21 protein-coding genes and 5 pseudogenes are annotated in these 22,826 nt (G+C 70.8%); 10 read left to right on the top strand and 16 right to left on the bottom strand.

From position 1 onward, the window contains the following. Positions 1-241: 241 nt before the first annotated feature. Positions 242-636, bottom strand: a pseudogene (locus ACWD6R_RS28480) (transposase); the annotation flags it as partial. 42 nt (positions 637-678) lie between these two features. Here ACWD6R_RS28480 and ACWD6R_RS28475 point away from each other — a divergent pair. Further along, entirely contained in the window at positions 679-849 is a 171-nt protein-coding gene (locus tag ACWD6R_RS28475) for a hypothetical protein (RefSeq protein WP_451821316.1), read from the top strand. Here the strand turns inward: ACWD6R_RS28475 and ACWD6R_RS28470 are convergent. Further along, a complete protein-coding gene (locus ACWD6R_RS28470; RefSeq protein ID WP_451821315.1) occupies positions 839-988 on the bottom strand; it encodes a hypothetical protein in 150 nt (49 codons plus the stop codon). The genes ACWD6R_RS28475 and ACWD6R_RS28470 overlap by 11 nt on opposite strands. A gap of 295 nt (positions 989-1,283) precedes the next feature. Continuing rightward, a complete protein-coding gene (locus ACWD6R_RS28465) occupies positions 1,284-1,793 on the bottom strand; it encodes a hypothetical protein (RefSeq protein ID WP_451821314.1) in 510 nt (169 codons plus the stop codon). 305 nt (positions 1,794-2,098) lie between these two features. On the opposite strand from ACWD6R_RS28465, the pseudogene ACWD6R_RS28460 reads away from it, so the two are divergent. Then, positions 2,099-2,464: pseudogene (locus ACWD6R_RS28460) on the top strand (arylsulfatase); the annotation flags it as partial. A 345-nt stretch (positions 2,465-2,809) separates the two neighbouring features. Here ACWD6R_RS28460 and ACWD6R_RS28455 read toward each other — a convergent pair. After that, entirely contained in the window at positions 2,810-4,192 is a 1,383-nt protein-coding gene (locus tag ACWD6R_RS28455) for a diaminopimelate decarboxylase (protein WP_451821313.1), read from the bottom strand. Between the two features lie 106 nt (positions 4,193-4,298). After that, positions 4,299-5,945: a PucR family transcriptional regulator gene (locus tag ACWD6R_RS28450; protein WP_451821312.1), complete on the bottom strand. Its 1,647-nt coding sequence runs from the start codon at positions 5,943-5,945 to the stop codon at positions 4,299-4,301. A gap of 254 nt (positions 5,946-6,199) precedes the next feature. Between ACWD6R_RS28450 and ACWD6R_RS28445 the strand changes: the two genes are divergently transcribed. Together ACWD6R_RS28445 and ACWD6R_RS28440 are read left to right on the top strand one after the other, a co-directional pair. Beyond that, complete coding sequence (locus ACWD6R_RS28445; protein WP_451821311.1) at positions 6,200-6,373, top strand: hypothetical protein; 174 nt, start codon at positions 6,200-6,202, stop codon at positions 6,371-6,373. Next, on the top strand, positions 6,370-6,744 hold the full coding sequence (locus ACWD6R_RS28440; RefSeq protein WP_451821310.1) for a hypothetical protein: 375 nt from the start codon (positions 6,370-6,372) through the stop codon (positions 6,742-6,744). The genes ACWD6R_RS28445 and ACWD6R_RS28440 overlap by 4 nt, the downstream gene beginning before the upstream one ends. A 26-nt stretch (positions 6,745-6,770) precedes the next feature. On the opposite strand, the gene ACWD6R_RS28435 is transcribed toward ACWD6R_RS28440, so the two are convergent. The 3 genes from ACWD6R_RS28435 to gndA all read right to left on the bottom strand — a co-directional run bounded on the left by ACWD6R_RS28435 (position 6,771) and on the right by gndA (position 10,391). Continuing rightward, positions 6,771-7,568, bottom strand: a complete 798-nt coding sequence (locus ACWD6R_RS28435; protein ID WP_451821309.1) for a family 1 encapsulin nanocompartment shell protein — start codon at positions 7,566-7,568, stop codon at positions 6,771-6,773. Next, positions 7,568-8,641, bottom strand: a complete 1,074-nt coding sequence (locus ACWD6R_RS28430) for a Dyp-type peroxidase (protein ID WP_451821308.1) — start codon at positions 8,639-8,641, stop codon at positions 7,568-7,570. Before ACWD6R_RS28430 ends, ACWD6R_RS28435 begins: the two co-directional genes overlap by 1 nt. Before the next feature lie 307 nt (positions 8,642-8,948). Next, positions 8,949-10,391, bottom strand: coding sequence for an NADP-dependent phosphogluconate dehydrogenase (gene gndA / locus ACWD6R_RS28425; RefSeq protein WP_451821307.1), 1,443 nt, complete (start codon positions 10,389-10,391; stop codon positions 8,949-8,951). Positions 10,392-10,592: 201 nt separating this feature from the next. Here gndA and ACWD6R_RS28420 point away from each other — a divergent pair, with 201 nt between their 5' ends. Beyond that, complete coding sequence (locus ACWD6R_RS28420) at positions 10,593-10,982, top strand: hypothetical protein (protein WP_451821306.1); 390 nt, start codon at positions 10,593-10,595, stop codon at positions 10,980-10,982. Between the two features lie 96 nt (positions 10,983-11,078). Next, positions 11,079-12,368 carry a transglycosylase family protein gene (locus ACWD6R_RS28415; protein WP_451821305.1) on the top strand — a complete coding sequence of 430 codons (1,290 nt, stop codon included), beginning with the start codon at positions 11,079-11,081 and terminating at the stop codon, positions 12,366-12,368. Here ACWD6R_RS28415 and ACWD6R_RS28410 read toward each other — a convergent pair. After that, positions 12,338-13,624 carry a DMT family transporter gene (locus ACWD6R_RS28410; RefSeq protein WP_451821304.1) on the bottom strand — a complete coding sequence of 429 codons (1,287 nt, stop codon included), beginning with the start codon at positions 13,622-13,624 and terminating at the stop codon, positions 12,338-12,340. The genes ACWD6R_RS28415 and ACWD6R_RS28410 overlap by 31 nt on opposite strands. A gap of 201 nt (positions 13,625-13,825) precedes the next feature. On the opposite strand from ACWD6R_RS28410, the gene ACWD6R_RS28405 reads away from it, so the two are divergent. Both ACWD6R_RS28405 and ACWD6R_RS28400 read left to right on the top strand, forming a co-directional pair. Next, a complete protein-coding gene (locus ACWD6R_RS28405; protein ID WP_451821303.1) occupies positions 13,826-14,560 on the top strand; it encodes a (2Fe-2S)-binding protein in 735 nt (244 codons plus the stop codon). Positions 14,561-14,575: 15 nt separating this feature from the next. After that, positions 14,576-14,929 (top strand): annotated as a pseudogene (locus ACWD6R_RS28400) (glycoside hydrolase domain-containing protein); the annotation flags it as partial. Between the two features lie 225 nt (positions 14,930-15,154). Here the strand turns inward: ACWD6R_RS28400 and ACWD6R_RS28395 are convergent. Both ACWD6R_RS28395 and ACWD6R_RS28390 read right to left on the bottom strand, forming a co-directional pair. Continuing rightward, positions 15,155-15,610: an ATP-binding protein gene (locus ACWD6R_RS28395; protein WP_451821302.1), complete on the bottom strand. Its 456-nt coding sequence runs from the start codon at positions 15,608-15,610 to the stop codon at positions 15,155-15,157. Between the two features lie 99 nt (positions 15,611-15,709). Further along, positions 15,710-15,865: pseudogene (locus ACWD6R_RS28390) on the bottom strand (response regulator); the annotation flags it as partial. A gap of 265 nt (positions 15,866-16,130) precedes the next feature. Here ACWD6R_RS28390 and ACWD6R_RS28385 point away from each other — a divergent pair. Next, positions 16,131-17,615, top strand: a complete 1,485-nt coding sequence (locus ACWD6R_RS28385; protein ID WP_451821301.1) for an SDR family NAD(P)-dependent oxidoreductase — start codon at positions 16,131-16,133, stop codon at positions 17,613-17,615. 277 nt (positions 17,616-17,892) lie between these two features. Next, the gene (locus tag ACWD6R_RS28380) at positions 17,893-18,066 is read left to right on the top strand and encodes a hypothetical protein (RefSeq protein ID WP_266978285.1); all 174 of its coding nucleotides are present in this window, start codon (positions 17,893-17,895) and stop codon (positions 18,064-18,066) included. 173 nt (positions 18,067-18,239) lie between these two features. On the opposite strand, the gene ACWD6R_RS28375 is transcribed toward ACWD6R_RS28380, so the two are convergent. The 5 genes and pseudogenes from ACWD6R_RS28375 to ACWD6R_RS28355 form a co-directional block, all read right to left on the bottom strand. Then, entirely contained in the window at positions 18,240-19,676 is a 1,437-nt protein-coding gene (locus ACWD6R_RS28375; protein WP_451821300.1) for a lipase maturation factor family protein, read from the bottom strand. Between the two features lie 37 nt (positions 19,677-19,713). Beyond that, a complete protein-coding gene (locus ACWD6R_RS28370; protein ID WP_451821299.1) occupies positions 19,714-20,295 on the bottom strand; it encodes a YndJ family transporter in 582 nt (193 codons plus the stop codon). Then, positions 20,268-20,363: pseudogene (locus ACWD6R_RS28365) on the bottom strand (YndJ family protein); the annotation flags it as partial. The pseudogene ACWD6R_RS28365 and the gene ACWD6R_RS28370, both read right to left, overlap by 28 nt. Positions 20,364-20,557: 194 nt before the next feature. After that, positions 20,558-21,982, bottom strand: a complete 1,425-nt coding sequence (locus ACWD6R_RS28360; protein WP_451821298.1) for a sensor histidine kinase — start codon at positions 21,980-21,982, stop codon at positions 20,558-20,560. After that, a complete protein-coding gene (locus ACWD6R_RS28355; protein WP_451821297.1) occupies positions 21,979-22,713 on the bottom strand; it encodes a response regulator transcription factor in 735 nt (244 codons plus the stop codon). Before ACWD6R_RS28355 ends, ACWD6R_RS28360 begins: the two co-directional genes overlap by 4 nt. Between the last annotated feature and the right edge of the window lie 113 nt (positions 22,714-22,826).

The following is a 22,826-nucleotide window of genomic DNA, read 5'->3' as shown; positions in this document are numbered from 1 at the left end:
CGGAAGACGCGGCCGCGGGGTTCCCGTAGGTCGGTGTGATGTGAAAGGGGGTTGAGCCTCGATCATTCGTGACGGGTCGTCGGATCCTCCGGCGGCTCGTTTCGGGTTGCTGGGCCGATTGCGGTCATGGTGAGGTCCCAGCTGTCGCGTCGGGTGGGCGCCGGGTTCCACTCTCCGGCAGGTTGATCAGGTCGTCGGGGCGGGTGAGTCCGCTGGTCAGCCGGGGTGCGGGAAAGTTTGGAGCTGTGATTACGTCGCTCCAGGGCCAGATGTGGTTGAAGCGGAGCCAGCGCCGTCGGCCGGTGGAGATCAGGAGTGCGGCGGCGGAGAACAGCCTGAGGCGGAGCTTCTTGGGTTCCCACCGGCGGGCATCGCCCGTGAGCGCGAGCATGGGTATCCAGGCCAGCGGGTCCAGCGCGAGCGAGACGATCTCCAGCCGAGCTGGTTCTGGCTGCTGCCGTGCAGCGGCAGGTTGCGCAGGCCGGTGTCGCGGGCATTGCGGATCCGGTCCTCGGCCCGCGCCCGGCGGCGATGCCGCAACTCCAGGTCGGCGATCGGGGCGTCCTTGGTGTTGGTGGCGAAGCAGGTCAGCCGGGCGGCTCGCTGTTCGCAGCTCATGCGAACGGCCCCGGGGTGCGACCCGGGGCCGTCTCAGTTCAGATCTCACTTAGGAGACTAGTGGAAACCAGCACAAACGAGAACCGGCCCGAGCCTCTGCCCCAGCGGTGGGCGATCATCCTCATCGCAGGCTTCGTAGCCGGTGCGGCCGTCTTCCCTCTCGGCGGCCTGCTGGTCGCTCTCGGGGCTGCCGGCGCGACAGTTCTGGGGCTGCACCAGCTCATCGCGTAGAGCGGGAATCGTTGGGGCGCTCCTGCGAGCGCCCCAACCGGGCGAGCAGCACCGGCTCCGAGCCGGCGGCCGCGAGCGAGGTGTTGTCGGGGAGGCCCGCGTCGGCGAAGACGGACAGTTTCACCGTGTGCTCGCTCACCGCCGCCGCGAGTCCGGTTGCCGCCTTCTCTTGACCCTTGACCCGGCAATCGCGCGTCCGGAGTGGCCACTTCCTTGCTGTACAAGAACCGATCGGTTCCCGAGCAGCAGGACAGCCGGATGATGGAACGCCGTCATCCGGCTGCCGGTGTGTTCAAGAAGTGTGTGCAGTCTGGCTTCGGATCAGGGAGTACGGACCACTGCACCGGAGACGAACCCTTCTCCATACTACGTCGGCCGCTTCCGCCCGGGAGGTTGCTTCGAACTCGGGTTGCACTCGGACGGAAGCCTTGGGCCTAGGAGGACTTCTTGCACACTCCCATGACGTGGACACCGAAGGCGCCCTTGTTCGGGCCTGTTTGGTCTGCGAACTTCTTCGGCACCGGTCCGGCGAAGAGCATGACGTCCCACTTACCGGATGACAGAAAATCCATCTCGCCGGTGGTGTCGAGTTTCCATCCCCGGCTTTGCAGGCGGCTGGTGAAGAGGGCGAGTTCGTCACGGCCGGGGACCTCGCGTGTCAGGATCACGCCGGCTGCCTGGCAGGGCGGAACCTTGGCGGCCTGCTGGCCCGGCTGACTCAGGGGCCGTACCCGGTAGTCCCCGAGGTCCTTGGCGGTGTGGCGGAGATCGCCCAGTACCTGGCCCAGGGTCTTCTCTCTGACGGGTGTCGCCTTCGCGGTCGGCGTAGGAGACGCCGTCGCAGATGCTGCCGGGGTTCCGGGGCCAGCGGCGCCCGCGCAGCCCGCGAGGAGCAGCGTCGCCGCGATCGCGGCGGCCGCCGTGGAGCGTCTGAATCCTGCCAATGTCCCACCCCTATGCTGTGCAGACCCGGTACGGAGCACCAGGTCAGAGGGGGGAGTCTGTCACTACGGCTCACGCCTCGCACACGCGTATCTTCTGCCCAGGCAAGAACGCCGTTCGACCGTCCGCGTGCGCCCAGGTCGTTGCCGCCGTGGTCTCACATGTGGTCTCGATTGCCGCCGATTCCACGACAGTCCATGAGCGTACGCCAAAGTGCCGCAGGGCCGCTGACCAGGGCTACGACGCGGGTGACAGACGTACACGGACCGCCGCGGAACAAGATCGGACAACTTGTAATGCGTAGGCCGTCGGCGTCCTGCGGGTCGACCGGCCGATGGCGGCAGACGCCGTCGGCCGCGGCCGCGTCGTGGTCCTCGCCGCGCTTGCGGACACCCTGGCACCGACCCTGGCCCTGCTGGCCGAGGAGGCGGGTGATCGGGCCGCTGACATCCGTACGGTCCTGGTCGAGGGGGCATGGGCGCGGTTCGAAGCCGGCGACCGCGACGGCTATCTGGAGCTGGTGGCCGCTGCCGCCGACCGGGTGACGGACGCCGATGTGATCGTGCTGGCCCAGGCGTCCATGGCCGATGCCGTCACCCGGACGGTCACGCGGATTCCGGTCCTCCCCAGTCCCCGGCCCGGGCTTGCTGCCGCGGCCGCGGCAGCGCGCTGAGCGCCGTACGGGTTCTCGTCCGGTGGCACGGAACCCGTACGTATGCTCCCGGCAGGCGCGGGCAGCTGCTCCGGGAGACGGTGGACAGGAGATCCGCCCGCACTTTTGGAGCCCGAGATGACCAACCCGTATCCCGACCCCGTGCCGCCCGCGCCGACGCCCGGACCTCCGCCCGGACCGCCCTCGCCGCTGCCGGGGCCGACACCTGCCCCGCCCGTACCCGGTCCGGTGCCGCCCGGTCCTTCGCCGGACCCGATTCCCCAGCCGCCGTCGCCCAACCCCGAACCGGTGCCGGAACCGGAGCCCACACCCCACCCCGCCGGATGACGAGTCAGGGCCGGACGGCTACCCCGTGTGCTGGGGGCCGATTCCGAGGAGGGAGTCGGCGTGTCCTGCCCCGCTCTCCTCGGCGATCGACTCCAGCGACTGGGCGTCACGCACCGGCGCGAATCGAACGGCCTCCTCGCCCGAGCTGTCGCTCCCGGCGCCGACCGTGCTGAACCCGTATACGGCAGGCCTCGGCAGACTGTTGTACGACCAGGGGGTCGAGAAGTAGTACGCGCCGGTGTCGTACAGCACCACGAAGTCGCCCTCCCGCAGCTCCGGCAGTTCCCGGGCGTGCGCCACGACGTCCCCGGCGAAACAGCACGGTCCCGCGATGTCCTGGACCAGCGGCGGACCGTCCTTGGGGCGCCCCTCGGCATCGAACGCCCCGACCCGCAGCGGCCAGGACTCGGGCATGAAGACGGTACGGGTGGCGATCTGCGCGCCGGCGTGGGTGAGCGCGATACGACGGGAGCCCGCGTCCTTCGTGTACTCCACCAGCGCCCCGATGAAGCCGTTCTTCGCGAGCAGCGACCGGCCGAACTCCGTGACCAGCCCGTACCGGCCGTCGAAGAGCCCCGGCGCCGCTCCGCGCAGCGCCGCCACATAAGCGGAAAAGGTGGGCCGTACGGAGTCGTCCTCGAAGTTGACGGGCAGTCCGCCGCCGAGGTCGATGCTGGTGATCTGCCGGGCACCGAGGGTCTCGTTGATCTCCTCGGCGAGCCGGTACGTCTCCGCGACCCCGGTCGCGATCAGCTCCAGCGAACAGCCCTGGGAGCCGACATGGGCATGCAGCCGGGTCAGCCAGGAGTGTTCGGCGAACGCCCGGACGACACTCTCGCGCGCGCCGGGGTCGTGCAGCGCCACGCCGAACTTGGAGGTCGGTGTCGCGGTACTCATCGCGCTGATGGAGCCTCCGCCCACCTGCGGGTTGATGCGCAGTCCGATGACGGAGACCGAGCTCCGGGGCCGCAGCGAGGCGATGCGCCGCACCTCGTCGAGGCCGTCGGCATTGAGTGCCACACCGAGCGCGAGCGCCTGACGGATCTCGTCGCGCGTCTTGGCGGGGGAGTCGAGGACGATCGCCGAGGGTGCGAATCCGGCGTCGAGGGCGAGCCTCAGCTCGCCGGGGCTGGCGACCTCGCATCCCATGCCGCAGTCGGCGAGCAGCCTCAGCACGGGGACGAGGGACGCGGCCTTGGCGGCAAAGGTGTGCAGCACGGTGGCGGGCGTGTCGGCGAACGCGCCATGGAGGGCGGCTACCGAGTCGCGCACCCCGTCGGTGTCGATGAAACCGGCGACGGGCCGGCCCTCGCCGAGCAGCCCGGTGCCGACGGCGTGGCGGAGCGCGGCGGCGACACGCGCGGAGGACGAAGGGCCCGGAGCGGGTGTGGTGAGAGGCATACGGCGAGAGTCGGTGATGGGGGCCCCGCAAGTCTCTGTCGAGCAGAACAGGATCGGTGCCGGACCTTGGCCGCAGGGCCAACGACCGTACGAATCAGGGACAAATCTAGCCGCTCAGCCGGACGGCGAGGGTGATGAGCAGCCGGGTGTCGGGGTCGTCGAGATCGACGCCGTACCGCTCCCGGGCGCGGCGCAGCCGGTACCGCAGCGTGTTGGGGTGCAGGACGAGCTGCCGGGCGGCCCGGCCGACGTCGCCCGACGCGTCGAAGTAGGCGGCGAGTGAGCGGACCAGCTCGCCCCCGGTTGCCAGGTCGGACCGTACGAGGTCGTGCACCGGTCCGCTGCCCGCTTCCCAGACCGGCCGTACGGCGTCCAGGACCCGCAGGACGTCCAGGGAGGGACCGACCTCGGCCGCCCCGGCGTACCGCAGGGGCTCAGGCTCCCCGCCGCGCGCGGCGCGATTGCGCAGCACCCGTACGACCAGCGTCGCCTCCTCGCAGGAGGCGGCGGCCCGCAGGGCGGTGGGCACGACGGGACCCGCACCGACCCGGACCGGCGCGGAGCCGTGCATCGACACGGCGAGTGCGTCCAACTCACGTGCAAGGCCGAGCACTTCCCGGTCCCGGCTGCGCTCGACGGGCAGCAGCACCAGCAGCCGGTCCCCGTCGCGCAGCACGCGTGCCGAGGGGCGGTACGAGGATGCGTGCAGGGCGAGTACATCGAGGACGCGGTCGGCCGACGGCCCTGCCGCGCCGTCGCGTTCGGCCACCAGGACCGCGCACGGCGCGTCCGGTGGCAGCCCCAGCGACCAGGCGTGGGTGCGCCGGTCCCCACGCCCGTACAGCAGACCGCGCAGCGCATGGTTCCTCCGGCGCACGGCCCCGCTCTCGCGCAGCCGGTGCTGCACGAGGTGAGGGGCGGCGACCTCCGCTCCGCGCCGCAGCGCATCCGCCGCCTGCGCGGAGAGAGCGCGCCCGTCCGCGGCCGCCCAGATGGAGCCGAGGACTTCGGAGCCGCTGCGGACCGCGATGATCAGGCGCTCGGGGCTGTCGCCTTCGGCGGCCCGGTGGATGACGTCCCGGGAGGTCCACAGGGCACGGAGGATTCCGCTGCGCCGGAGCTCGGCGACGCGCCACTCGGGAACCCTGCCGCCGAGAATCGTGGACCGGCGGACCCCGTCGGCCTCGGGGCGGGTGGCGGAGTGGGCCAGCACCCGGAAGCGGGTGTCCTCGATGGTGATGGAGCCCCCGGTGTTCTCGGCGATGGCCGAGGCGAGGGCTGCCAGCCCGCCTGTCGAGGTGTCCGCCGGGGTGGCCGCCTCCTCGGTGCGCACCGCCTCGGCGTAGGAGAGCGCGGAGCGCAGCAGAGTCACGGTGTCGGTCCATTCGGCCCAGGCCGCACGGGCGAGCAGGGCGATGCCCGACTCCTCGGCGGCGGCCAGTACTTCGGGCGCTGCGGGCACGCCCTCGGTGTCGCGGAGCACTACGGCGCAGGCACCGCGCCGGGCGGCTTCGCGGACCGGGCCCGTCGCATCGGCGGAGGCGGCCGGCGGGCCGACGGCCAGCACGATGCGTTGGTCGAGTGACTGTGCCTGTCCTTCGTCACCGACGGCCACGCCGCGGACGCCGACGTCGTGGTCGGCGGGCGCGAGCAACAGACGGAGCGTGCCGCTGTCGTCGAACGCCAGGATCTCACGGAGCGGAACCCCGGACTGCTGCTCCCGGTCCGGCTCGGGCACGTTGCGCCTCGTCATGGGAACCGAGCATACGAGCGACCGGCCGATGGCAGGAGTACGCCCGGTGTCCGGTCGGCGAGAGGCGCCCGATCCGGGCTCCATGAGGGGCGATTACCTGGATTCGATCACCGGTCACTCGGCTTCCGGGTCTTGTTCCGCGCTTCTCCCACCTCTAGGTTAAGCGTCGAGATAAGTCGATTTAATTTTCTGATTAGTAGCTGGTCGCGTCGTTGCGCGTCCGCTCGAAGTCGGAGCCCCTCAAGGAGTTGTACATGCGCATACGCCCGGCCACGCGCCGAACCACCGGATCGGTGGCGGCCCTTGCCGTCGTCGGCCTGCTGGCAGCGACCGCTGCCGCTGCCGCCCCCGCGGCGGCCGCCCCGACCGGGGGCGACGGCAAGGGCAGCCATCGCGTCGAGTCAACCTGCCGGGACGCGAGGCGATGATCGCCGGGTTCTACCGCGCAGGCAACGCACTGAGCAGCACCCTCGACACGGGCGCCGCGATCACGCACGGCAAGCGGATCCGGGTCACCCTCGCCGGCCTGGGAAGCGCCGGTGGCGACGGACACGGGTCCGGCGCTGCGGCTGGTCTCGCGCGGACGGATCTGCGCTGGTACGTCGACGGTGTCGAGAAGGTCTCCGCCCGTGGCCGCACCGCCGTCACCCCGGCCTCGCTCGGCGTGCGCGCGGACGGCCGCGGCCACCGGGTGACCGCCGAGGCCGTGGACCGTACGGACGCCATCCGCGACCCCGCGGTCCGCGCCTTGGCCACCGACACGCTCACCTGGACCGTCAAGGCGGCCGGGCACCGGTAGGCAGCCCGGGGGCCCGGCCCCGGCCGTCAGGCGATGATCGGGACCACGGCTTCCGGCGTCAGCATCCGGAACGTGAACGACTGGTGGAAGTAGAGCCGGATGTGCGTCGAGTCGTGGTCCCGATAGCCGATGGACAGATCCTCGCCCAGGCGCAGTTCGAAGTCGCCGCCGCGGGTGGACAGCAGCACACCGCCCGCGACGGCGGGCGCCCAGAGGATCTGGTCGTCCAGCAGCCGGGCGAGATGCGTGGCCACCGGATAGCCGTGGTCGGACGTCTCGGTCGCCTCGGTGAACGCGTCGGCGCCGAGCAGCAGCCGGTACGGCCCGTCCACACCGGCCAGCCGCAGCTGGGTCAGCGCCTGGCTCACCGTGGCCGGATAGTCGCGCGCATCGGCGGGCAGCGGCAGCGGAGTGTGCGAGGAACCGTCGCGCAGGCCGGTGATCCCGGCCGCCGCGTACCCGTCGATGACGGCCATGTCCTCGGCGAACGCACAGGTCCGGGCGGCGTCCTTGACGGGCTGCCAGTCACTGTCGTCGGAGCCGCGCTCGACGTCGTCCACGGCCGCCCGCGTCACCGTGAACGGCACCCGCCACTCGATCACCGGCACCGAGGTACGGGCCCGGGCGATGACATCCGGCGTCGGCGGGTCGATGTCCCGCAGATGCCCGTCACCGACCGCCGAGAACGACGGTCCCTCCGGATCCGTCACATCGACGACGCGACGGCCCGCCAGATGACGGCTGAAGGTGCGCCGGGCCTCCTCCTCGATCTGGTCCCAGGCGGCTTCCGTGACGGGGGCGAGTTCGCGGTGGAGGTTGTTCATCACTGGGCGCTTTCTTGCAGGCTGCCGATATGCAGCGAACCGTCCCGCGCATCCGCCGGAACCGCGGTCTGAGCGACCGGCGCGGACGCCGGCTGCGACAGGGATTCGGTCCCGGACAGGACGGGAGACGGCGGCGGGGCGTCGAAGAAGTCGGCGCTGGGGGCGTAGAAGAGGGTGCCGGTGACGGCGGTCGAGAAGTCGAGAATGCGGTCGTACGTGCCCGGCGGATTTCCGAGGAACATATTGCGGAGCATCTGTTCGGTCACGTCCGGATCGGCGGCATAACCGATGAAGTACGTGCCGAACTCGCCCTGTTCGAAACTGCCGAACGGCATGTTGGCACGCAGGATCTCGCGCGCGGTGCCGTCCGGCGCGGTGAGGGTGTTCAACGCGACATGGGAGTTATGGGGTTTGACGGCGTCGGGCAGCTCGACGTCGTCCAGCTTGGTGCGGCCGATGACACGCTCCTGCTCCTGGGTGCTCAGCGTGTTCCAGGACGCCAGGTCGTGGAGATACTTCTGCACGATGACGTAGCTGCCGCCTGCGAAGGCGGGGTCGGCTGCGGAGCCCACGAGCGCCGCCGTCCGCGCATCGGCGCCGATCGGGTTCTCCGTCCCGTCGACGAAACCGAGCAGGTCCCGGTGGTCGAAGTACCGGAACCCCTGCGTCTCGTCGACAACCGTCACCGCCCCGCCGAGCCGGTCGAGCAGTCGGGTGGCCCACTCGTAACACACGTCCATCTGCTCGCCCCGTATGTGGAACAGCAGATCGCCCGGGGTGGCGGGGGCGTGGTGGCGCGCGCCGTGCAGCTCCCGGAACGAATGGAGCGAGGCCGGCCGGGGCCCCGCGAACAGCCGGTCCCAGGCGTCCGAGCCGAACCCGGTCACACAGGCCAGTCCGGCGTTCGGCACCCGGAAGTCGATGGAACGGGCGAACGCCGCAAGGTCCGGCAGCACCTCGCGTACGGCGCTCTCACCACCGGGTTCGATCGTGGTGACCAGGATCAGGGCGGCGGTGGTCAGCGGCGCGACGACGGGCTGGGCGGCGGCCGGGTCCGGGACGGCGTCGGGCATGCGGCGACTCCGAGTGGGTGGTGGCGACAGCTAGTGCCCCTCCCGGCAAGCTTTGCCCCGTCGCGCCGCCCAGCACGCACGCTCGCCGCGTTGGCCAAAAGTCCTGGTAGCTCCGCTACAAGGACTTCCGGCCGCCTTGCGATCGCACGCACCGGACGACACTCCTTACGGGGCAAACATTGCCGGTCACGGCACTAGGCTGGGGCATCCCGGTGGTGTGGGACGCCGACGGTACTCGATGCTACTTACGCATACGTACGGCCCCGCCGCACCCGGGGTGCCCCGACCGGGCGACCGACCGCCCCCGTCAGCCGGTGGAGACCTCCGACCGGTCGCCGCCCCAGAGCGTGTGGAACGAGCCGTCACGGTCGGTACGCCGATAGGTGTGCGCTCCGAAGAAGTCCCGCTGCCCCTGTGTGAGCGCCGCGGGCAGCCGGTCGGCGCGCACCCCGTCGTAGTACGAGAGCGAGGCGGCGAACCCGGGGGTCGGCACCCCTTGGCGTACCGCCTCGGCGACCACCGTCCGCCAGTCGTCCTGCGCCGCACCGATCTCGGCAGCGAACTGCTGGTCGGAGAGGAGACTCACCAGCCCGGGACGCGCGTCGTACGCCGCGCGGATCCGGTCCAGGAAAGCGGCCCGGATGATGCATCCGGCCCGCCAGATCGCCGCCACCCCACCGAGATCGATGTTCCAGTCGTACGCCTCGCTGCCCGCCCGGATCTGGTGGAACCCCTGCGTGTAGGAGACGATCTTGGAGGCGTACAGCGCCTGTTCGACCTGGTCGGCGAAGGCTGCCGCCCCTGCCCCGGCGAGGGGGACGGCCGACGGCCCCGGCAACTCCCGTGCGGCCTCCCGGAGATCCGCGTGGCCCGACAGGGAACGGGCGAACACCGCCTCCGCGATACCGGAGACCGGCACCCCCAGATCCAGCGCGATCTGCACCGTCCAGCGGCCCGTCCCCTTCTGCTCGGCGCGGTCCTGCACGATGTCGACGAAGGGCTTGCCCGTCGCCTCGTCCGTATGGGCGAGGACCTCGGCGGTGATCTCGATCAGATACGAGTCGAGGCGGCCGGTGTTCCAGCTGCGGAATGTCTCGGCGATCTGCGCGGGGGAGTAGCCGGCCACCCGGCGCAGCAGGTCGTACGCCTCCGCGATCAGCTGCATGTCCGCGTACTCGATGCCGTTGTGGACCATCTTCACGAAATGCCCGGCGCCGTCGGGGCCGATGTGCGTGGTGCACGGGGTGCCGTCCTTCGCCTTTGCGGCGATCCTCTCCAGCAGCGGCCCCAGGGATTCGTACGACTGGGTGGAGCCGCCCGGCATGATACTCGGCCCGTTCAGCGCCCCCTCCTCGCCGCCCGAGATACCGACACCGACGAAGTGGATCCCGCGCTCCCGCAGCTCCTTCTCGCGGCGGCGGGTGTCCTCGAAGTGGGCATTGCCGCCGTCGATGATGACGTCGCCCTCCTCGAGCAGCGGGGCGAACTCCTGGATCACGGCGTCGGTCGGATCGCCCGCCTTCACCATGATGACCAGCCGACGCGGCCGCTCCAGCGCCGCCACGAACTCCTCGGGTGTGCGCGCGGCGACGAAGGTGCCCTCGTCGCCGAACTCCTTGACCAGGGCATCGGTCTTTGCGGTCGTACGATTGTGCACCGCGACCGTGAAGCCGTTGCGGGCGAAGTTCCGGGCGAGATTGCCGCCCATCACCGCGAGTCCAGTGACGCCGATCTGCGCAGTGCCGCTCATCTGTGTGCTCCTGCAATCTGTCGAGGATGCCGGGATGACCAGTATGGATACGGGAAGCGGGCACGGCCTGTTCACCCCGCCGCGCTCCGTTCACGCCGCAGTGGAACGCCCGTACGGTCGGGTGAGGAGCCGGCCGACCGGGCCGGTGGAACAGGGCTCTTCCGGGGGACAGGCCTCGCCCGTCCCCCGCCGCTGGACGCGGTGGCCCACAGCACCGCTCTGGTTCTGTCGCGGCGGCACCCGGGCGCGGTCGTCGTGATCCTGCCCGCCATCACGGTGAACAGCAGTCTGTCGCTGTCCGGCACGGCAGCTCTGATGCTGACGGGCCAGATCCCCTTCGGCCACGAGAGGGCGGTCGGGGAGGTGTCGTGCGGACCGGGTGAGGCGCAAGCACCGGGCGGTACGCGCATCGCGGACGGCATTCGCGCCCGGGCGATGCCGGTGCCGTCGTCCACGGCCCCAGGGCAGTGCCACCGCTCTGCCGGCATCCCCATCAGAGGGCGCTTTCCCGCTTCCTGGGATCCAGCGTCTTCTGCAGGCATCGCCCCTGGCGATGAACTGCGATCCGAGGTGCACCCGTTTCGTGCGTGACAGGTGGGTTCTCGGCTGAACTCTTGTCATCACCCTTTGTATGCCCATAAGTTGGCCGCTTGCGACGTGTCCTACAGCCAGTGGGGGAGCCAAGTCATGGCCGCGAACGGACGGCACCGCAAATACCAGCCCAGCCGCATCAACCGTGCCTCGCTGACGGTCACGGCAGGCGGTGCGGGCATTGCGCTCCCGCTCATCAGCGCAGCTTCGGCGGGCGCCGCGTCGACGGATGTCTGGGAGAAGGTCGCCGCCTGTGAGTCCACCAACAACTGGCACATCAACTCGGGCAATGGATACTTCGGCGGGCTGCAGTTCACCCGGTCGAGCTGGGCGGCCTACGGTGGCACCGCCTACGCGCCGCGTGCCGATCTGGCCACCAGGGAACAGCAGATAGCCATTGCGGAGAAGGTACTGGAGGCGCAGGGCCCCGGTGCCTGGCCGACCTGCTCCACCCGGGCGGGCCTGACACGGGGCGGCGACGCCCCCGACGTCAAGCCGCAGGCGGAGCGGACCGGTGGTCCCGTCGACACCTCCTCGAAGGGGACTCCCACCCCGAAGAAGGCGAAACCGAAGGCCGATAAGGCACCTAAGGCACCCGCGCCCGTCACGCCGACCACGGTGCCCGGCAAGCGCGAGTCGTACACCGTTGCGCGCGGCGACTCGCTCTCCGCGATCTCGTCGACCGAGCACGTGAAGGGCGGCTGGCGGCATCTCTACGCGGCCAACCGCAAGGTGGTCGGCGACGACCCGGACCTGATCTTCCCCGGCCAGCGGCTCACCCTGGACGCGGCCCGGACTCCGAAGCCCACTTCGAAGACCGGCCTCAAGCCGGGCGCGTCCACGGGACCGCAGCAGAAGACGAAGCCGCGTCGGCAGGCGGAACCGCAGCACCAGGCGGTGAAACCGCACCACACGACAGAGTCGAAGCCGCACCAGACGGCAAAGCCTCGGCCCAGGAAGACCGAGCGGGCCGAGAAGCACTCCGGGCTCACCGCCCCGGTGGCGGCGACCCGCATCGGCACCTCCTACCACCAGGCCGGTTCCTGGGCCAGTGGCTATCACACGGGCATCGACTTCCCCGTCCCCACCGGCACCTCGGTCAAGGCGGTGGCCTCCGGCACGGTCGTGTCGGCGGGCTGGGCGGGAGCGTACGGCTACCAGATCGTCATCCGGCACAGCGACGGCAAGTACAGCCAGTACGCGCACCTGTCCGCGCTCCATGTGCGCGAGGGCCAGCACATCAGCGGCGGTCAGCGCATCGCCCGCTCGGGCTCCACGGGCAACGTCACCGGACCGCATCTGCACTTCGAGATGCGTACCGGCCCCGGCTACGGCTCCGACATCGACCCCGTGACCTACCTCAGGGCGGGCGGCGTCAGCGTCTGAACGCTGCCGGGCGGCTGCGCGGAGTCATCGGGCTCGGCGGCCGACAGGGCACGTCGTCCCGAACCGGTACGCGGCCGCGGCGCGGGGCCGAACCCCACCCGCCCCGCCCGACGACTCCCCAGCGTCACCGGCACCGTCACCGGCGGCGGGAGCACCGATGGAATCGAGTCGGCAGCGGCCGAGCCGGACACGGCGGGCGCGCCCCGGGCAGGCTTCGCCTGCGGCTGATGCCCGGCCGGTGCCCCCGCGGACTCCACCGCACCGGCGGACTTCACCGCACCGGCGGACTTCACCGCAGCAGCGGACACAGCGGCACTCTCCGCGCCCTTCGTGGCACCTTCCATGTCCTCCGCGGCAACCCCGGCATCCACCTCCGACACATCCGCGCCGATACCCTGGACCCGCTGGTTCTCGCGCTGCTCCGCGCTCATCCGCTCCGTCGTCAGCATGATCAGCCCGCCCGCGGCCACCACGCCGCACGCGAGCGCCAGCACCGTGCCCGCCGTACCGTGCCGGAACTCCTCGCCGAACAGCGTGATGCCGACCGCCGCCGCGATCACCGGGTTCACGACGGTCACCGTCGCGAGCGGAGCGGTGAGGCCGGCGCCCCGGTACGCGGCCTGGGACAGCAACAGTCCGGCCCCTGCCAGCGCCGCGATCACCAGGAGCGAGGGCAGTCCCGCGCCCACGGCACCCGACGTCCACTCCATCGCCACCGTCTTCGTGAACACGGAGGCGATACCGAACGCGACACCCGCCGCCCCGGCCAGCACCACGCTCCGTACCACCGGCTTCTGCATGCCCTTCGAGACCACGAGGAGCAGCGCCACCGCACCGAACGTCACGGTCGAGAGCATGAACTGCTCCGGCCCGTCCAGCGTGTGCGACTCGCCGCTGCCGGTGAGCGCGAGCAGACCCGCCAGACCGGCCGTCGCCATGATCGCGCCGCGCCAGGCAGTCCCCCCGGCCCGGCGGCGTACGAAGAGGGCAGCCATCGGCAGGGCGAAGACGATCGTCAGCGCACCGAGCGGCTGCACCAGGCTGAGCGGGCCGTACGCCAGTGCCAGCACGTGCAGCACCGCACCCACACCGTTCAACGCCACCGCCACCCACCACACGCGGTTGCGCAGAGGGGTGAGCGAGCGGCCGTCTCCGGCCGTGGCGACGCGCTCCTGGACGATTGCCCCGGCCGCGTACGCGACCGCGGAGACCAGTGACAGCAGCACCGACAGTGCGAGGAAACTCATGTGCACCACGATGGCCCTTCAAAGCCGCCGAGTCGTCGTCCTTGAGACTGCGATCCGACGTACTGCTTTGGTAGTACGGCAGTGGTCCGCGTGTCCTCCTCCCGACGGTAGTCCTCCTCCCGACGGGCCTCAGGACGATCATCCCGCAGCGATACGGTGAACGGCGAGCCGCGGTACCCGGGATGCCCGCGATGTCACCAGGAGTGATCGATGGAAGCCGCGCAGGAACAGCGCACGGAGCAGGCGGACGCGGCCTCGGTGGGCGGCTTCTTCGCCCTGCGCGGCACACCGGTGCCCGGTGGCGCACACCGCCCGCTGGCCCGGCTGTACGCGGGGGAGACGGCATCGCTCACAGCTCGTATCGACGCGGTCGCCGCCGTGCTCCGTACCCCGGAGCGCAGAGTGGCCGCGTCCGTCGCGCACCTGGGTCTGGCCGCCCGTCTCTGGTCGACCGCCCTGGGGCCGGCGGCCATCGGGGGCCGCTTCCCCGATCTGTCCCCCGGCAGGCTCCACTGGGACCCGCAGCGCCCCGCCCCCGACGACCTGTGGCACGAGCCGGTCGCCACGCTGCCCGGCACCGCGGACCGGATCCGCGAGGTCGTCCAGTTCGGCCATCTCGCACCCCTGGCGGAGGCGATGCGCCGGAACGGACACCTCGCTCCGCGGCTGCTCTGGGGTAACGCGGGATCGGCCCTGGCCGGAGCGCTCCGCGAACTGATCGCCTGGGCACGGACCCACCACCGCCCGGACGTCGCACAACGGGCCCGGGCCCTGGTCGCCGAACTCTTCGACCACCCGGATCTGCGCACCACCGGCTCCCCGCACACCCCCGCGTTCCGCAGACACAGCTGCTGCCTCTACTACCGGTGCCCGGGTGGGGGCCTCTGCGGGGACTGCGTCCTCGACCGCAAACCGGGACCCTCTGCGGACTCCGCCCCCCGGTGATCGAAACACCGCGCGCCGACTGAGACCGCCCGCGAGGTCTGGGTCAACGGCCCCGTACGCGTACTACAACGCCGACACGTACAACCCGCAGAACGAGCCCGACCTCATCGCTCCGTACACCTATCTCTCCTCCGGGCAGCCATGGAAGACCACCGATGTGGTGCACGCGGCTCGTTCACGGTGAGTGCGCCCGGAGCCTCGGACACCGACCGGTACATCCAGTCGGCGGAGCTCGACGGCGCGGCGCAGTCGAGCACCTGCCTCACCACCGATGACATCCGCTCGGCCCGCTCGCTCTCGTTCACCGTGGGCAGCGCTCCCTCCGCCTGGGGCACCTCGCCCGAGGACGCTCCGCCCGCTCTCGGCTGAGCCCGGCCCGGCCGGAAGCCCGGACGCCCGCCCCCTCGGCGCCACGGCGACAACTTCGACTGGTCTGCCGACGCCGACGAGCTGACCGTTGCCGTGACCAACGGCATGGGCGAGGGCATCCAGGCGTCCCTGCTCACCCCGACCTGGCCACCGGCCAGGTCAGGGGCTCTCCCCGGAACAGGACCTGAAGGCTGTCCACCGGACCGTGGCCGGGCTGCGACCGGGTCAGCTGCTGAGCTCGAACTCGGCCCGGATCCGCTTGCCCACCGGCACCCGCTCGGCGGTCAGGCGGTCGCACAGGGCGACGACGATCTCCATGCCGTGACCGCCGAGGCGGGTCGGGTCGGGGGAGAAGAAGACGGGAAGCGCCGTGCTGCTGTCGTAGACCGTGACGCTGATCCGCTGCGCGGTGCCCTCCAGCTCCAGCAGGTAGGGGCCGTGGCTGTAGCGGTCGGCGTTGGTGACCAACTCGCTCACGGCCAGCATCAGATCGTTACGGGTGTGCTCGCCGAGCACCGCCAGCCATTCCGTGGTGAGCCTGATCAGGAAGCGGTCGGCCAGTGCGCGTGCCTGTGCGATGCATCCCGGCTCACCACCGAACACTTCGGCGATATGCAGTGCCTCAGTGGGCCGGTGACCCGGATGCGGGTCGTCCGGCCGGGAGAGGGCGTTTTGGTTCATGAGCTCCAGCCAGGGCGCAGCAGGGGAGGTCGGTGACCTTTTCTTCGCGGTTCGTCTACCCGTGTCATGAGATCCCACTCCTGGGAATGACGAGGGTGGTCAGGAGCGGCCCGGCAGTCGTACCACCGTCACGAAGAACTCGTCGATCCGGCGCACGGCCGCGATGAACTGATCCAGGTCGACCGGCTTGGTGACATAGGCGTTGGCATGCAGTTCGTAGCTGCGCAGGATGTCCTCATGTGTGCGTGATCCTGTCCTGGGTCCTGTCGTCAGACTGCCGACGTCGCCCGGGTTCATGGCGTCCCCTCCAACGGCCCGCTGCGCCACCCTGCGCACCCGGATGGAGCAGCGCGGCGGACATGGCAGACTTGAGCAGGGCGTTCGGCCCGAAGTGCGGCGGCTTCGCGCAAGCCCGCAGCCGGGCCTCAGCCCCGTGGATACCAGTCCTCGTGAGCCCGCTACGGCAATGCGCCGGGGGCCGCCGAGAGATCCCGGCGGCATGACGGACAGAGGAACGGCAATGACGGTGACAGAGGACAGCGCGGAGTTCGCTCCCGGTATCGAGGAGTTCGGTCCCGGTATCGACCCGGAGCGGCTGGCCGTCTGCCTGAGCGTGCTCGACGAACTCGACACCATCGAGGTCGACCACCCGGACGCCATCGCCGTGCGCCGCGCCACCGCCGGTATCTACCGGACCGTGAAGCAGCGCCGTCGTCAGGACCGCCGGGCCGCCAAGACCGCGCACGACAAGGCTGTCACCGAGGCCACCGCCACCGGCTCGGCCGACCGCATCGACGACGAGACCCAGGGTGTCCTGCCGTCCTCCTCGGCCGGTGCCGAGATCGCCGGGATACTCCAGCGGCCCCGCTCCTGCTACATCTGCAAGTCCCGGTACGTCGAGGTGGACGCCTTCTACCACCAGCTCTGCCAGCAGTGCGCCAGGGAGAACCGGGACCGCCGCGACGCGCGGACCGACCTGACGGGACGCCGGGCGCTGCTCACCGGCGGCCGGGCCAAGATTGGCATGTACATCGCGCTGCGGCTGCTGCGTGACGGCGCGCACACCACCATCACCACCCGCTTCCCCAACGACGCGATCCGCCGCTTCAAGGCGATGCCGGACAGTGACGAGTGGATCCACCGGCTGAAGATCGTCGGCATCGACCTGCGCGACCCCGCCCAGGTCGTCGCGCTCGCCGACTCGGTCGCCGCCGAGGGGCCGCTGGACATCCTGATCAACAACGCCGCGCAGACGGTACGCCGCTCCCCGCAGGCATACAGCGAACTGCTCGGCGCCGAGTCCGCACCGCTGCCCGCGGGTGAACTCCCCGCGGCCGAGGTCATCGGTACCTTCGGCAGCGGCTCGGTCGACCGCGTCGCCGCCCTGCCCGCCGCCCGCAAGGAGGGGCTGAGCGCGCAGGACGTCACTGAACTGGCCCTGGTCACCGGATCCGCCTCGCTGGAACGGATCGCTGCGGGCACCGCGATCGACGCGGGCGGTCTCGTACCGGACCTGCATCACACGAACAGCTGGATCCAGACGGTCGAAGAGGTCGAGCCGATCGAGCTGCTCGAGGTCCAGCTCTGCAACTCCACCGCGCCGTTCATCCTGATCAGCCGGCTCCGTCCCGCGATGGCCGCGACGGCAGCCAAGCGCGCCTATGTGGTCAATGTCTCCGCGATGGAGGGCGTGTTCAGTCGCGGCTACAAGGGCGCGGGCCACCCGCACACCAACATGGCCAAGGCGGCGCTGAACATGCTCACCCGCACCAGCGCCCAGGAGATGTTCGAGAAGGACGGCATCCTGATGACCGCCGTCGACACGGGCTGGATCACCGACGAGCGCCCGCACCCCGACAAGATCCGGCTGGCCGAGGAGGGCTTCCACGCCCCGCTCGACCTGGTCGACGGCGCTGCCCGGGTCTACGACCCGATCGTGCGCGGCGAAGCGGGCGAGGACCTGTTCGGCTGCTTCCTGAAGGACTTCGCGCCGGCCGGTTGGTAGATCGATCCGTTGTCCGAAAGTGACTGAGCGCACACGTTCCATCGAGCGCGAAAGCGCTCATTTGGTTAGGCTGGGGTGAACGGACGCCACCCGGGGATCCACAAAACTCCCCGGGCCGTCCTGGGACAGGCTTGTAACCAGGCCGCCGTTCCGCCCCATATACCGGCGCCACCGCGACCGAACTGTTCCTGCCCCGCCCCATACGGGTGGTCGATGTCCGGTAATGAGGCCGGAGTGTCGGCGACGCCCGGGGTTTCGCGACACAAAGGAGTGCGCGGTGACACCAGAACTGACGAAGCAAGAGAAGCGACCGGCAGAGCGACAGGGAGAGCGGGCCCGTCGGCCCGAGAAACTCCAGAACCTCGAAGTCTGGGCCAGGTCCGCGCCGATCCGGCTGGCCGGCTACGAGGACGACCTCGCCGAGCCGCACATCCTGCCCGGCATCGACTGATCGACGGGCCCGGCTGCGCGCCCGCCCGACGTTTGCGACGCCCGTCAGCCAGGGAGCCCCGGCCTTCCGACACAACGGAGGTCCGGGGCTCCGGCGCATCCCGGCCGGGTCACCGCACCGGGCGGAATCCAGGTAGCCCTGGGCGCCCGGGCCCTCAACCTGGGGCCGGGCCCTCAAGGGGGCGTGGCCGGGCTGATGCGGGCGGGGGCGAGGGCAACCGGTCTGATGAATTCCCGCACATAGGTGCGGCGCCACCAGTTCCCGGTGGCACGCAGCTCGCGCCAGGTCGTGTACCGGTAGCGGTACACCCTGGCCCGGATGTGCGTGGGCGGGGTGCCGGGGAACGGGTTGTGGCGCAGCAGCCGCAGCGTGTCCCGGTCGTTCTCCAGCAGCCGTTCCAGGAACGGTCCGAACCAGGGATGGGCGTACGCGGGAGAGAGCGCCGCGAACCACATCAGCCAGTCCAGGCGCAGGTGATAGGGAGCGAACTGGCGCGGGAGCCTCCGCGGATCGCCCGGCTTGCCGCGGAAGCCGTACTCCTGCCAGACGGTGTCGGGGTGGAGCACCGTCTCATCGGTGCCTTCGACCGCGATCTCCAGCCGGACCCGGCTGATGCTGCCGAACGCGCCGTACGTGTTGACGAGATGCAACGGGTCGAACGAGCGGTTCATCACCTGGCGGCGGGAGATCAGATTGCGCGCCGGACGGTAGCTGAGGACGACCACCAGCGCGGTGACGGCGATGACCAGCACCTCGTACCAGAGCGGCGGCGCCGACTGTGCGGGCTGCGCAGCGACCAGCGACCAGTCGACGGCGGACAGGGCGAGAGCGATGGTCACCCAGTTCAGCCAGGCGAAGTTCCCGGAGAGGACCAGCCACAACTGGGTGACGATCATCAGCGCCGCGGCCGCACTCGCCACCGGCTGCGGGGTGAAGAGCAATATCGGGACGAGGAGTTGGGTGACATGGTTGGCCGCCACCTCCACCCGGTGGACCGGTGGGGGCAGTCGGTGGAAGAACCAGCTCAGCGGTCCCGGCATCGGCTGGGTCTCGTGGTGGAAATACAGGCAGGTCAGCTTGCGCCAGCACTCGTCGCCCCGGATCTTGATCAGCCCGGCGCCGAACTCGACCCGGAACAGCACCCAGCGAAGCAGCCACAGCACCAGCACCGGCGGAGCCGTGTCCGCGTTGCCGAGAAAGACGGCGAGGAAGCCCGTCTCCAGGAGCAGTGACTCCCACCCGAAGCTGTACCAGATCTGGCCGACCTGGACGATCGACAGATACAACGCCCAGGGCAGCAACCACATCAGCATGGCAGTCCAGAGCGGAACGTACGAATCCACCCCGGCGATCAGCGCGACCGCGAGCGCGCAGCCGGTCCAGGCGACCAGCGCGAAGAACCGGTCGGAGTAGTGGAGCCGGAAGAGACCGGGAGCGAGCCGCCAGTCCGTTCGCCGCAGGAACTCGGGCACGGGCAGCATGCCACGTTCGCCGATCAGCGCCCGGAACTGGAGGGCGGCGGCGAGAAACCCGACCAGGTAGATGCAGGCGAGAGCCCGCTGGAAGATCAGCCGGCTGAGCCAGTAGCCATCTGCGATGAACCATTCCATCACTTCCAGTATCGACGCTGCGGAGCGGCTGAACGCTTCAACCCTCCGACACGATCCGTCCCAGCGTGGTGCCGAGCCGGCGTGCGTACCACCGCTGGAACACCGGCACGAGAGGTCCCGCCACCCTGCTGTACCAGCGGGCCGGACGGGAGAACGCCAGAACGACGGCCCCCGCCAGCTCCGCCCAGTCCCCGATGAAGTATCCGGCGAGGACCAGCAGGGTGCCGAGCGGCACGCTCAGCGCGGCGAACCGGCCCCCGGGACTGTCCGTGACCCGGCAGACGAGTCCGGAGACCAGGGCGGCGGCGAATCCGGCGAAGTGGAAGTGCGGCACGGTCAGGGCGAGGATGCCGGGCCCGAAGCCGAAGAGAGTGTGCCCGGAGCGCTCGGCGACCAGGGCGAGGGCCGCGACCGACGGCGTGACCAGGGCGGTGAGCAGCGCGATCTCGGCGGGTGCGGCACGGTGCGCCGCGGTGGCCCTGACCGTACGGAGCAGGCGGGGCGGCGCGTGCAGGGCGAGGAGTGCGGCCCGAGTGCGTAGCAGGCGGCGAGAGCTGTCGCGGGGCCGCCGCGTGGCAGCCAGAGGGAGACGGCGCCGGGTGCGGCGAAGAGCGGCCACAGGCGGCGGATCCGGTTGAGCTCGGGCGCGCCGGTCAGGCGCAGACCGGCGGGTACGACGACCAGCATGCCCAGCATCACGATCGTGTCGACCAGTACGGACATGCCGCATCCCCCGTCTTGAACGCGTTCAAGTAGCTTTCCGCGCCGACTCTAGGGGCTTTCTTGAACGCGTTCAAGACGGCTGCCGCGAGGGAGGGGGTGACCGTGGCGCCGTACGCCTGCTTCGACCCGGGACAGCGGGGGCGAGCGTGGATCCTGGGTCAGCGCGGGAGGGTCACCCGGAACGCCGTGTGTCCCGGCCGGCTCACGACATCGGCCGTGCCGCCGTGGGCGGTCACCACCGCGCGGACGATGGCCAGGCCGAGCCCGGTGCTGCCGGTGGACCGTGAGCGGCTGGGGTCGGTGCGGACGAAGCGCCCGAAGATATCCGGCTGCAGTGCGTCGGGGATGCCCGGCCCGTTGTCCGTGACGGTGAGACGTACCTCGGCGGCCTCTGCACGGAGCCGCACCGTCACCTCCGTACCGTCCGGGGTGTGTACCCGGGCGTTGGCGAGGAGATTGCCGATCACCTGCTGGAGCCGGTGCGCGTCGCCGGTGACGGTCACGGGCTCCTCGGGGAGGTCGAGGAGCAAGCGGTGGCCGGGGCTCGCGGCCCGCGCGTCGTCGGTCGCGTCGAGCACGAGCAGCGTCAGATCGACCGCTTCGTGGTCGAGCGGGCGCCCCGCGTCGAGGCGGGCGAGCAGCAGCAGATCGTCGACCAGGTGGCTCATCCGCCCGGACTCCGACTGGATGCGTTCCAGGGCGTGCCGGACCCCGGCGGGCACGGGGCCGTGGTGGCGCAGGGCGAGTTCGGCGTGGCCACGGATGTTGGCGACGGGGGTGCGCAGCTCGTGGCTGGCGTCGGCGGCGAAGTGCCGCAGCCGTTCCTCGCTCGCCTGCCGCCGGGCGAGCGCGTCCCCGATGTGTCCGAGCATGCGGTTCAACGCGGTGCCGACCTGCCCGACCTCGGTACGAGGATCGGTGACGGGCAGCGGGTCGGGCATGGCGACCTCGCCGCCGGCCAGCGGCAGCCGGGCCACGCCGACCGCCTGCTTCGTGACGCGTCGCAGGGGGCGCAGGGAGACCCGTACCCATAGGGCTCCGGCGACCCCGGTGGCGAGGAGGGCCACGCCGAACACGACCCCCTCGACCGCTTCGAGCCGGTGCAGGGTCTCTTCCACAGGGTGCAGCGGCAGCCCGGTGATCAGCACATCTCCGTCGTCGCCGGTGACGGCCGCGACCCGGTAGGCACCGAGCGCAGAGAGCCGCACGCTGTGGCCCTCCCCGTCGTCGGGCACGACCGCGAGCGTGTGCTGGTTGGCGGCGGTCAGCGGAACCTTGCGGACGTTCTGCTCATCGACCGCGGCAGCCTGGGTCACCCGGCCGTTCACCAGCCTCGCGCCGAAGGTGGAGTCGGCCTGGCCTCGCGAGTCGGGGCGGTTGTCGGCGTCAAGCGCGGCTTCGTGCTCCAGGCTCGCGGGGAACCTTCCGGCGGACGCGGTCAGCTGCTGGTCCAGACGGCGCACGAGGAAGCCCTCAAGGGCGAAAACGGTCGTGAGTCCGACCGCGAGACATGCGGCGGCGAGCAGCAGAACGAGCCCGGCGGTGAGTTGCCCGCGCAGCGTGTGCGGCGGCGGCCGCCTCATGACGGATCCGGTTTCAGGACGTACCCCACTCCGCGCACCGTATGGATCATGGGAGCGCGGCCCGCGTCGATCTTCTTGCGGAGATAGCTGATGTACAGCTCGACGACATGGGCGCGGCCGCCGAAATCGTACGCCCAGACCCGGTCGAGGATCTGTTCCTTGGACAGCACGCGGCGCGGATTGCGCATCAGGAACCGCAGCAGCTCGAACTCGGTGCGGGACAGCTCGACGACGGCGCCGCCGCGTCGGACCTCCCTGGCCTCCTCGTCCATGGTGAGCTCGCCGACCGTCAGCCGGTGCCGGCCCGGCGCACCGGCCATCCCCGCCCGCCGCAGCAGCCCGCGCAGCCGGGCGAGGACTTCCTCCAGGCTGAACGGCTTGGTCACGTAGTCGTCGCCGCCCGCCGTGATGCCCGCGATACGGTCCTCCACCGCATCGCGGGCGGTCAGGAACAGCACACACACCTCACGGGCCTCACGACGCAGCTCCCGCAGCACGCGCAGCCCGTCCAGGTCGGGCAGCATCCAGTCCAGCACGACGGCGTCCGGCCGGAACTCGCGCGCTGTGGCCAGGGCGGAGGCGCCGTCCGCGGCGGTACGGACCTGCCAGCCCTCGCCGGACAGTGCTCCGGCCAGCACTTCGGTCAGATCGGGTTCGTCGTCGACGACCAGCACCCGGACAGGGCCCCCGTCGGGGCGATGCAGGGGCGACTGTGTGCGGTGGTTGTCCATGATCTGTCCAGCATCCCTCGGCACGGACGACGGCGGGACGCCGGGGACCTCTGAGTTCCCTCTGAGTTGCCTCTGAGTTCCTGCCGGAATCCCGGCGGACCGGGGGCGTGGGC

The sequence above is a fragment of the Streptomyces sp. NPDC005151 genome (genome assembly GCF_053599875.1).
This window is presented reverse-complemented; position numbering and strand designations above follow the sequence as displayed.

What these genes read in the sequence shown, in the direction of transcription:
- ACWD6R_RS28360 (WP_451821298.1), bottom strand. Translation starts at nt 21,982, where the DNA reads ATGAGGCGGCCGCCGCCGCACACGCTGCGCGGGCAACTCACCGCCGGG.
- ACWD6R_RS28385 (WP_451821301.1), top strand. Translation starts at nt 16,131, where the DNA reads ATGACGGTGACAGAGGACAGCGCGGAGTTCGCTCCCGGTATCGAGGAG.
- ACWD6R_RS28435 (WP_451821309.1), bottom strand. Translation starts at nt 7,568, where the DNA reads ATGAACAACCTCCACCGCGAACTCGCCCCCGTCACGGAAGCCGCCTGG.
- ACWD6R_RS28445 (WP_451821311.1), top strand. Translation starts at nt 6,200, where the DNA reads ATGCGCATACGCCCGGCCACGCGCCGAACCACCGGATCGGTGGCGGCC.
- ACWD6R_RS28455 (WP_451821313.1), bottom strand. Translation starts at nt 4,192, where the DNA reads ATGCCTCTCACCACACCCGCTCCGGGCCCTTCGTCCTCCGCGCGTGTC.
- ACWD6R_RS28430 (WP_451821308.1), bottom strand. Translation starts at nt 8,641, where the DNA reads ATGCCCGACGCCGTCCCGGACCCGGCCGCCGCCCAGCCCGTCGTCGCG.
- ACWD6R_RS28440 (WP_451821310.1), top strand. Translation starts at nt 6,370, where the DNA reads ATGATCGCCGGGTTCTACCGCGCAGGCAACGCACTGAGCAGCACCCTC.
- ACWD6R_RS28415 (WP_451821305.1), top strand. Translation starts at nt 11,079, where the DNA reads ATGGCCGCGAACGGACGGCACCGCAAATACCAGCCCAGCCGCATCAAC.
- ACWD6R_RS28395 (WP_451821302.1), bottom strand. Translation starts at nt 15,610, where the DNA reads ATGAACCAAAACGCCCTCTCCCGGCCGGACGACCCGCATCCGGGTCAC.
- ACWD6R_RS28375 (WP_451821300.1), bottom strand. Translation starts at nt 19,676, where the DNA reads ATGGAATGGTTCATCGCAGATGGCTACTGGCTCAGCCGGCTGATCTTC.
- gndA (WP_451821307.1), bottom strand. Translation starts at nt 10,391, where the DNA reads ATGAGCGGCACTGCGCAGATCGGCGTCACTGGACTCGCGGTGATGGGC.
- ACWD6R_RS28355 (WP_451821297.1), bottom strand. Translation starts at nt 22,713, where the DNA reads ATGGACAACCACCGCACACAGTCGCCCCTGCATCGCCCCGACGGGGGC.
- ACWD6R_RS28450 (WP_451821312.1), bottom strand. Translation starts at nt 5,945, where the DNA reads ATGACGAGGCGCAACGTGCCCGAGCCGGACCGGGAGCAGCAGTCCGGG.
- ACWD6R_RS28405 (WP_451821303.1), top strand. Translation starts at nt 13,826, where the DNA reads ATGGAAGCCGCGCAGGAACAGCGCACGGAGCAGGCGGACGCGGCCTCG.